Source organism: Bifidobacterium sp. LH_419, assembly GCF_056356955.1.
In genome coordinates this window covers 552,096-561,187 of record NZ_JBKEVG010000001.1, presented here as the reverse complement: position 1 = coordinate 561,187, position 9,092 = coordinate 552,096, and the positions used below count along the sequence as shown (strand labels likewise).

The following is a 9,092-nucleotide window of genomic DNA, read 5'->3' as shown; positions in this document are numbered from 1 at the left end:
GCCGGCCGAACCGGCGGTCTTTAACGCGACATCGTGTTAAAACCAACCCGACACGCCTACTGTCACAAGGCCAAACCCCGGTCATAAACACCACGTTTGGTTCCTATAGCCCGTAGGCGAAAACGGCGGATTCTCGCCGATGTGGAGAAATTGTGTTGCCGCACCATGGGGTGGTGGGGTTGGAATTGGAGTGTGGCGGGGTGGAAGCGAGGTTGGGGCTGGGGTTGAGGAGGGCGTGGGTGAGGAGGGGCGTGGGTGAGAGTCTGGCGTGTCGTTGTCCGGGCGGTTCGTAATATGGATATTCGTGTGTGCCAGCGGTACGCCTTATGTGACAGGAGTACGGCGCTGGGATATCCCGTGAATCGCATGGATCGCGCGCAGCAATGCGGCGGCGAGAGAGGAACGGGCCATCGGGCCGGTGGACAGTGGCTGACTTTCCGATTCGGAACGGGGTTCCGGATGCTCGGGGGAGTGTGGCTCACGGTGCTGCGGGCCTCACGGAACCAAGAAAAACACTGAATCGGAGAATTCAAGTTGCCTACTATCGAACAGCTCGTCCGCAAGGGACGTTCGCCGAAGCCGAAGAAGTCGAAGACTTTGGCGCTCAAGGGCAGCCCGCTGCGTCGCGGCGTGTGCACCCGTGTCTACACCACCACCCCGAAGAAGCCGAACTCGGCGCTTCGTAAGGTCGCCCGTGTCCGTCTGTCCTCCGGCATCGAAGTCACCGCCTACATCCCGGGCGAGGGCCACAACCTGCAGGAGCACTCCATCGTGCTCGTGCGCGGCGGCCGTGTGAAGGATCTGCCGGGTGTGCGTTACCACATCGTGCGTGGCGCGCTCGATACCCAGGGTGTCAAGGACCGCAAGCAGGGTCGTTCCCTGTACGGAGCAAAGAAGGCGAAGTAAGAGATATGTCACGTAAAGGACCCGCTAAGAAGCACGTCGTGCTGCCCGATCCGATCTACGGTTCGACCGTCGTCGCGCAGCTGATCAACAAGATCCTCCTGGACGGCAAGAAGTCCATCGCCGAGGACATCGTCTACTCCGCGCTCGACATGGTCAAGGAGAAGACCGACCAGGAGCCGGTCGCCGTCCTCAAGCGCGCGCTGGACAACATCCGCCCGTCCCTCGAGGTGCGTTCCCGCCGAGTCGGCGGCGCCACCTACCAGGTGCCGGTCGAGGTCAAGCCGAACCGCGCCAACACGCTGTGCCTGCGCTGGCTGACCGACTTCTCCCGCGCCCGTCGCGAGAAGACCATGGCCGAGCGTCTCGCCAACGAGATCCTGGACGCCTCCAACGGCCTCGGCGCTTCTGTCAAGCGTCGCGAGGATACTCATAAGATGGCAGAGGCCAACAAGGCCTTCGCCCACTACCGCTGGTAATCACTCGCCTGAGGAAGACTAAGGATAAAGATGGCTGCAGAGCTTTCGGACCTTCATTTCGTCCGCAACATCGGCATCATGGCCCACATCGATGCCGGTAAGACCACCACCACCGAGCGCATCCTGTACTACACCGGTAAGAACTACAAGATCGGTGAGACCCACGATGGCGCCTCGACGATGGACTTCATGGCGCAGGAGCAGGAGCGCGGCATCACGATTCAGTCGGCCGCCACCACCTGCTTCTGGAGCCGTCAGTCCCACGACACCAAGGAAAAGTTCCAGATCAACATCATCGACACCCCGGGCCACGTGGACTTCACGGCCGAGGTGGAGCGCTCCCTGCGCGTGCTCGATGGCGCCGTCGCCGTCTTCGACGGCAAGGAGGGTGTGGAGCCGCAGTCCGAGACCGTGTGGCGTCAGGCCGACAAGTACGGCGTGCCGCGCATCTGCTTCATCAACAAGATGGATAAGCTCGGCGCGAACTTCTACTACTCCGTCGACACCATCAAGGAGAAGCTGGGCGCGACCCCGATCGTCATGCAGCTGCCGATCGGCGCCGAGAACGACTTCACCGGCGTCGTCGACCTGGTCGAGATGGTGGCCTACGTGTGGAACGGCACCGACAGCCTCGGCGCCAAGTACGACACCACCGAGATTCCGGACGACCTGAAGGACAAGGCCGCCGAGTACCACGAGCAGCTCGTCGAGGCCGCCGCCGAGGCGAACGACGACCTGATGAACAAGTTCTTCGAGGACGGCGAGCTGTCCAAGGAGGACATCCGCGCGGGCGTCCGCCAGCTCACCATCGAGAAGAAGGCCTTCCCGGTCTTCTGCGGTTCCGCCTTCAAGGACAAGGGCGTTCAGCCGATGCTGGACGGCGTCGTCGACTTCCTGCCGTCCCCGGAGGACGTGCCGGCCATCAAGGGCTTCGAGCCCGGCGACGAGTCCGTCGAGATCGACCGCAAGCCGACCAAGTCCGATCCGTTCGCGGCCCTCGTCTTCAAGATCTCCACCCACCCGTTCTACGGCAAGCTCGTGTTCGTGCGCGTCTACTCCGGCTCCGTCAAGCCGGGCGACAACGTGCTCGACTCCACGCGCGGCAAGAAGGAGCGCGTCGGCAAGATCTTCCAGATGCACGCCGACAAGGAGAACCCGGTCGACGTGGCCGACGCCGGCAACATCTACACCTTCGTGGGCCTGAAGAACGTCACCACCGGCGACACCCTGTGCGCCATGGACGCTCCGATCTCCCTCAACTCGATGACCTTCCCGGATCCGGTGATCCAGGTCGCCGTCGAGCCGAAGACCAAGGCCGACCAGGAGAAGATGGGCATCGCCCTCGCCAAGCTGGCCGAAGAGGATCCGACGTTCCAGGTCACCACGGACGAGGAGTCCGGCCAGACCCTGATCGCCGGCATGGGCGAGCTCCAGCTCGACATCATCGTCGACCGTATGCGTCGCGAGTTCAAGGTCGAGTGCACCCAGGGCAAGCCGCAGGTCGCCTACCGCGAGACCATCCGCAAGGCGGTCATGGACCAGGGCTACACGCACAAGAAGCAGACCGGTGGTTCCGGCCAGTTCGCGAAGGTCCTGATGAACTTCGAGCCGCTTGAGACCACCGAGGGCAAGACCTTCGAGTTCGAGAACGCCGTCACCGGCGGCCACATCTCCCAGGAGTTCATCCCGTCCATCGAGGCCGGCGTCAAGGAGGCCATGGAATCCGGTATTCTCGCCGGCTTCCCGGTCGTGGGCGTCAAGGCCACCGTCACCGACGGCCAGATGCACCCGGTCGATTCCTCCGAAATGGCCTTCAAGCTCGCGGGCTCCATGTGCTTCAAGGAAGCCGCCCCGAAGGCGAAGCCGGTCATCCTCGAGCCGATCATGGCCGTGGAGGTCCGTACCCCGGAGGACTACATGGGCGAAGTCATCGGCGATCTCAACCAGCGCCGTGGCAACATCCAGTCCATGACCGACGCCACCGGCGTCAAGGTCATCGACGCCAAGGTCCCGCTGTCCGAGATGTTCGGCTACATCGGCGACCTCCGCTCGAAGACCCAGGGCCGCGCCATGTTCACCATGCAGATGGACTCCTACGCCGAGGTGCCGAAGAGCGTCTCCGACGAGATCATCAAGGCCCAGCGCGGCGAGTGACACGCGTAGCTACGTTGATTTGCGCCACGTCTCCAGTCAGCGGTAATATCGTGTACCGCTGACTGGGTTCTGGCTCCTTCAATGTGGCACGAAACCCAGAAACCCAGTAAACCTACGAAACGTCCAGGAGGACAAAGTAATGGCAAAGGAAAAGTACGAGCGTACTAAGCCGCACGTTAACATCGGCACCATCGGCCACGTCGATCACGGCAAGACGACCCTGACCGCGGCCATCTCCAAGGTTCTGCACGAGGAGTACCCGGATGTCAACCCGGAGTACGACTTCAACCAGATCGATTCCGCTCCGGAAGAGGCCGCCCGCGGTATCACCATCAACATCGCCCACATCGAGTACCAGACCGCGAAGCGTCACTACGCTCACGTGGACTGCCCGGGCCACGCCGACTTCGTGAAGAACATGATCACCGGTGCCGCCCAGATGGATGGCGCCATCCTCGTTGTGGCCGCCACCGACGGCCCGATGGCCCAGACCCGCGAGCACGTCCTGCTCGCCCGTCAGGTCGGCGTCCCGAAGATCCTGGTCGCCCTGAACAAGTGCGACATGGTCGACGATGAGGAGCTCATCGAGCTCGTCGAGGAAGAGGTCCGTGACCTCCTCGACGAGAACGGCTTCGATCGTGACTGCCCGGTCATCCACGTCTCCGCCTACGGCGCGCTGCACGACGACGCTCCGGACCACGAGAAGTGGGTCGAGCAGATCAAGAAGCTCATGGACGCCGTCGACGAGTACATCCCGACCCCGGTCCACGACCTCGACAAGCCGTTCCTGATGCCGATCGAGGACGTCTTCACCATCTCCGGCCGTGGTACCGTCGTCACCGGCCGTGTTGAGCGTGGCCAGCTGGCCGTCAACACCCCGGTCGAGATCGTCGGCATCCGCCCGACCCAGAACACCACCGTCACCTCCATCGAGACCTTCCACAAGACGATGGACTCCTGCGAGGCTGGCGACAACACCGGTCTGCTCCTCCGTGGCCTCGGCCGTACGGACGTCGAGCGTGGCCAAGTCGTGGCTGCTCCGGGCTCCGTCACCCCGCACACCAAGTTCGAGGGTGAGGTCTACGTCCTGACTAAGGATGAGGGTGGCCGTCACTCGCCGTTCTTCTCCAACTACCGTCCGCAGTTCTACTTCCGCACCACCGACGTCACCGGCGTCATCGAGCTGCCGGAAGGCGTCGAGATGGTCCAGCCGGGCGATCACGCGACCTTCACCGTCGAGCTGATCCAGCCGATCGCTATGGAGGAGGGCCTGACCTTCGCCGTGCGTGAGGGTGGCCACACCGTCGGCTCGGGCCGTGTCACCAAGATCCTCGCCTGATTCCCATCAGAGAGATCTTCGACACGCTTGAACTAGCGTACTGAAATGGGGCTCCGGAATCCTTACGGATTTCGGAGCCCCATTCGTATATTCCTTTCCATTTCTTTCCTGTAAACGGATACGTACGGGTACGACGGCGTACCCGATCACGTCGCGACCGACATGTTCTTCATGCACGGTTCATCAGATGCCGTGCGATTCTTCCCTCCCTCGCAACTTTGCGGGGCCAGCATGATAGCGCAATCAGCGATACTGGTTACGGAAGGGGAATGATGAACAGAACGATAGCGGCGATCGCAGCGGCCGCATGCATGGCGCTGGGGTGCGCGACGGCTCCCGCGGCGTATGCCGATGACACCGTCACGCCGGATCAGGTCACGCCGGTCGCCTACAGCGACGCGCTGGACAAGGTCGACTACAAGGGCATACGCGTCGGAGGACTCTCCGGCATCGCCTGGGATGCGCAGGCCGATTCGTATGTCGCGCAGTCCGACAACCACGGAAGCGACGTCTCCCACGTCTGGTTCCTCGGCAAGGACCTGCGCAACCCGGCCATCACCCGCGACCCGGTGACCCTCACCGACGCGAACGGCACCCCCTACAACGGCAACACGACCGACAACGAAGGCATCGCCGTGCTGCCCAACGGGGACTTCGCCATCACGTCGGAGGGCATTCCCCCGGCGGGAAAGACGCAGCCCGAACATCCCACGATTCGCATCTTCGATGCCACCGGAAGGCAGAAGGGAGAGCTGCCCGTTCCCGGACTCTTCGACATCAACACCGCCGAAGGGCAGGCGTCCCATAACCTCACGCTCGAAGGTCTGAGCCTGTCGCCGACCGGCCACGAGCTCGTGGCCGCCATGGAGGGCACGCTCAAGAACGACGTGTATCAGGACAAGACCAACGCACGGCGCTTCCTCGTCTACCGCGACGACGTCGCGGGCAAGGCCGGAACGTGGACGCTGGTCAAGCAGGTCGGATTCCAGGCCGTCGCCGGATTGGACGTGACCGACGTCGCGCTCGATTCCGAGGACTCCCTATACGTGCTGCAGCGCACCTGGAACAGCCAGACCGGCAACAAGGTCGCGCTGTCCTACGTCTCCGGACTCGACGCCGCGCCCGACGTCTCCGACGTCGCCAACCTCAACGATCCCGCCAACGCCTCGAAATTCGTGAAGTCGCGTCAGATCGGCGAACTCGACAAGCTCTCCGACCTCGGCGCGTCCAAGAAGCCGGGATCGCCGCAGACCAACCCGCTGATGGACAACTACGAAGGGCTCGTCATCACGAACCGTGACCAGCTCGCCACGCCCGACGCCGCATGGTACCGCGGCGACGGCAGCTACAAGGCCGACATCTCCATCATCAGCGACGACAACTACAGCGCCAGCCAGACCACGCGCATCCTCGATGTCGAAGCGGAACCGTTCCAGAAGGCGGCCGCCGGCTTCGACGACTCGGCGAGCGGCACGCTTTCCAAGTACGTCACCGCACTCGGCCGTGACGACCACCTCGACTACTGGTCGGTCAACGGGTACAGCGACGGCACCGGCACCAGCGAACCGATCCCGTTCGGAGGACTGTCCTCCACCGCATACAACGCCAAGCTCGGACAGTACGTCTCCACGATGGACAACCACGGCACCGACGTGGCTCGTCTGTGGTTGCTCGGCAACGACTTCGGCAACACCGCCCCGACCGGGAGCATCGTCCTGACCGATGCGGACGGCACCCCATACAACGGCGAAACCACCGACGACGAAGGCCTCGGCGTGTTGCCGAACGGTGATTTCGTGCTCACCTCCGAAGGCCATCCGAACGCCGCCGCGGGTGAGCACGAGGAGCCGAAGATCCGCATCTTCGGCACCGACGGACGGCAGAAGGGCGAACTGCCCGTGCCGGAACTGTTCGACATCAACGGCAACGGACAGGCCTTGCACAACAAGAGCCTCGAGGCGCTGACCGTGTCCCCGTCCGGCCACCAGATCCTCGTCGGCAACGAATACGCGCTGAAGAACGACTCCCCGACCGGCAAGGACATCGACACCGCCGCCCGCCGAGTCCTGGTGTACCGGGACGATGTGAAGGGTTCCGAAGGCCAGTGGAAACTGGTCAAGCAGGTCGCGTTCAAGGCCGCGAACGCCGACATGGGCATCACCGAATTCGCCGCCATCGGCGAGGACGGGTTCCTCGTGCTGGAACGCTCGTGGGACCAGACCCACGGATACGGCATCAGGATCGCGTATGCGCACGGCATCGCGGCGGCTCCGGACGTCAGCGGCGTCGCCTCGTTGTCCGCGAGCGGCGACTCGTCGTTCCTGAGCTTCACCGAACTCGCCGATCTGGGCGGCAAGCTGACCCTCGGCGCCCGGTTCAAGCCGAACGCGGCGTATTCGGACACCAACCCGTTGCTCGACAATTTCGAGGATCTGATCATCACCGATTCGAACGATGGCGGCAAGCTCGACCTGAGCGTCATGACCGACAACAACTTCGACACCACGGAGACGACGCGCATCGTCCGGTTGCAGATCGACCGGTCCGTGTTCGTGCCCGATCCCACGGCTGGTGGCCAGAACGGCGGCCAGACCGCTGGTGGCCAGACCGCCGGTGATCAGAACGCCGGCCAGCAGACAGGCGCCAAGCCGAACGGTGGCCGGCACGGCGCCACGGGTGCCGGCAAGCTGTCCCGCACCGGCGCCGACGTGACGGCAATCACCGCAGCCGCGCTGCTGCTGTCGGTGGCCGGCGGCTATCTCGCTGCGCGCCGTCGTCGCCTGTGAGATAATCCATGCGGGCCGTCCGTGTCTCCCCGGGACACGGACGGCCCGTCGTATGTCCCACATGCATCGCATGCATCACGAAGACGCGTGACGGCGCCGGCCCGTTCGCCGGACGGCCGGTGTGGCGCGGTAGGGGGGTGGTGGCATAATAGCGAAGGCAAATTTTGGGTAAGCCCTCGACACTAGAAATAGGTGAGACATCGTGGCACAGACTACCAATGACATCAAGAACGGTTCCGTCCTGAACCTGGACGGCCAGCTGTGGACCGTCCTCAAGTTCCAGCACGTCAAGCCGGGCAAGGGCCCCGCCTTCGTGCGCACCACCATCAAGAACGTGCTCTCCGGCAAGATCGTCGACAAGACCTTCAACGCGGGCATGAAGATGGAGTTCGAGACCGTCGACAACCGCAACCTCCAGTACTCCTACGAGGACGGCGACAACCTGGTCTTCATGGACATGACCACCTACGACCAGGTCTACGTGCCGAAGTCCATCGTCGACACCAAGTTCCTGCTCGAAGGCACCGACTGCATCGTGTCCTTCCATGACGAGACCCCGCTGAGCGTCGAACTGCCGGCCTCCGTCGTCCTGACCATCACCCACACCGAGCCGGGCCTGCAGGGCAACCGCTCCAACGCGGGCACCAAGCCGGCCACCGTGGAGACCGGCGCCGAGATCCAGGTCCCGCTGTTCATCAACGAGGGCGAGAAGGTCAAGGTCAACACCACCGACGGCTCCTACCTGGGCCGCGAGAACTGATCCGCACACCCGCTGATCACACCGATCGCACCAGTTCCAACCGGTAAACCGACGACACGAAGGACGAAAGAGCTGCATGGCACGTTCCACCGCCCGTAAGAGGGCTCTGAACACGTTGTATGAGGCGGACGAGAAGGATCAGGACATCCTGTCCCTGCTCGACGAGCGCATCGAGACGCCCGGCGCGCAGACGCCGCTGCCCGAATACGCCATCGAGATCGTCAAGGGCGTGGCCGAGCACCAGCACGAGATCGACTCCACCCTGGACGAGCACTCCACCGGGTGGAAGGTCCGCCGTATGGGCGTGATCGACCGCAACATCCTGCGTATCGCCGCCTGGGAGATCCTCTTCAACGATGACGTGCCCGACAAGGTCGCCATCGACGAAGCGCTGTCCCTCGCGAAGACGCTGTGCGACGGGGATTCCCCCGCATTCATCCACGGACTGCTGTCCGCGATCTGCACGGCCAAGGAAAAGCCGTTGGACTGATATTTCTTTTTGAACGCCTCCCCGCAACACGGGAGGCGTTTTTATGAGAGCGTGGGCCGGGCGCGACCAACCGGCACGAGAACAGAACGGCCGCGAACGGCGACATGCGCGTGTGTCCTGCGCGTGTGCGTCGGCGCGGGCCGATAACCTTGAATACGGACGACCCGAGAACGAAAAGGGG

At 63.4% G+C, this 9,092-nt stretch carries 7 protein-coding genes; all 7 read left to right on the top strand.

Going from position 1 to position 9,092, the window contains the following annotated elements; genetic code table 11:
* The first annotated feature begins 534 nt into the window (after positions 1 to 534).
* The 7 genes from rpsL to nusB all read left to right on the top strand — a co-directional run bounded on the left by rpsL (position 535) and on the right by nusB (position 8,911).
* Positions 535 to 906: a 30S ribosomal protein S12 gene (rpsL, locus tag AC1AYX_RS02585; protein ID WP_003825774.1), complete on the top strand. Its 372-nt coding sequence runs from the start codon at positions 535 to 537 to the stop codon at positions 904 to 906.
* Positions 907 to 911: 5 nt separating this feature from the next.
* Entirely contained in the window at positions 912 to 1,382 is a 471-nt protein-coding gene (gene rpsG / locus AC1AYX_RS02580) for a 30S ribosomal protein S7 (RefSeq protein WP_034526982.1), read from the top strand.
* A gap of 30 nt (positions 1,383 to 1,412) precedes the next feature.
* Positions 1,413 to 3,536, top strand: a complete 2,124-nt coding sequence (gene fusA, locus AC1AYX_RS02575; protein WP_476502011.1) for an elongation factor G — start codon at positions 1,413 to 1,415, stop codon at positions 3,534 to 3,536.
* 139 nt (positions 3,537 to 3,675) lie between these two features.
* On the top strand, positions 3,676 to 4,875 hold the full coding sequence (gene tuf / locus AC1AYX_RS02570; RefSeq protein WP_034526986.1) for an elongation factor Tu: 1,200 nt from the start codon (positions 3,676 to 3,678) through the stop codon (positions 4,873 to 4,875).
* 272 nt (positions 4,876 to 5,147) lie between these two features.
* Positions 5,148 to 7,661, top strand: coding sequence for an esterase-like activity of phytase family protein (locus AC1AYX_RS02565; protein WP_476502010.1), 2,514 nt, complete (start codon positions 5,148 to 5,150; stop codon positions 7,659 to 7,661).
* A gap of 202 nt (positions 7,662 to 7,863) precedes the next feature.
* The gene (gene efp / locus AC1AYX_RS02560; protein WP_034526990.1) at positions 7,864 to 8,421 is read left to right on the top strand and encodes an elongation factor P; all 558 of its coding nucleotides are present in this window, start codon (positions 7,864 to 7,866) and stop codon (positions 8,419 to 8,421) included.
* Between the two features lie 76 nt (positions 8,422 to 8,497).
* Entirely contained in the window at positions 8,498 to 8,911 is a 414-nt protein-coding gene (nusB, locus tag AC1AYX_RS02555; protein WP_101622084.1) for a transcription antitermination factor NusB, read from the top strand.
* The last annotated feature ends 181 nt before the right edge of the window (positions 8,912 to 9,092 follow it).

Bases quoted from the DNA above. Each gene is read 5' to 3' on its own strand.
- rpsG (WP_034526982.1), top strand. From the start codon at position 912: ATGTCACGTAAAGGACCCGCTAAGAAGCACGTCGTGCTGCCCGATCCG.
- fusA (WP_476502011.1), top strand. From the start codon at position 1,413: ATGGCTGCAGAGCTTTCGGACCTTCATTTCGTCCGCAACATCGGCATC.
- tuf (WP_034526986.1), top strand. From the start codon at position 3,676: ATGGCAAAGGAAAAGTACGAGCGTACTAAGCCGCACGTTAACATCGGC.
- AC1AYX_RS02565 (WP_476502010.1), top strand. From the start codon at position 5,148: ATGAACAGAACGATAGCGGCGATCGCAGCGGCCGCATGCATGGCGCTG.
- nusB (WP_101622084.1), top strand. From the start codon at position 8,498: ATGGCACGTTCCACCGCCCGTAAGAGGGCTCTGAACACGTTGTATGAG.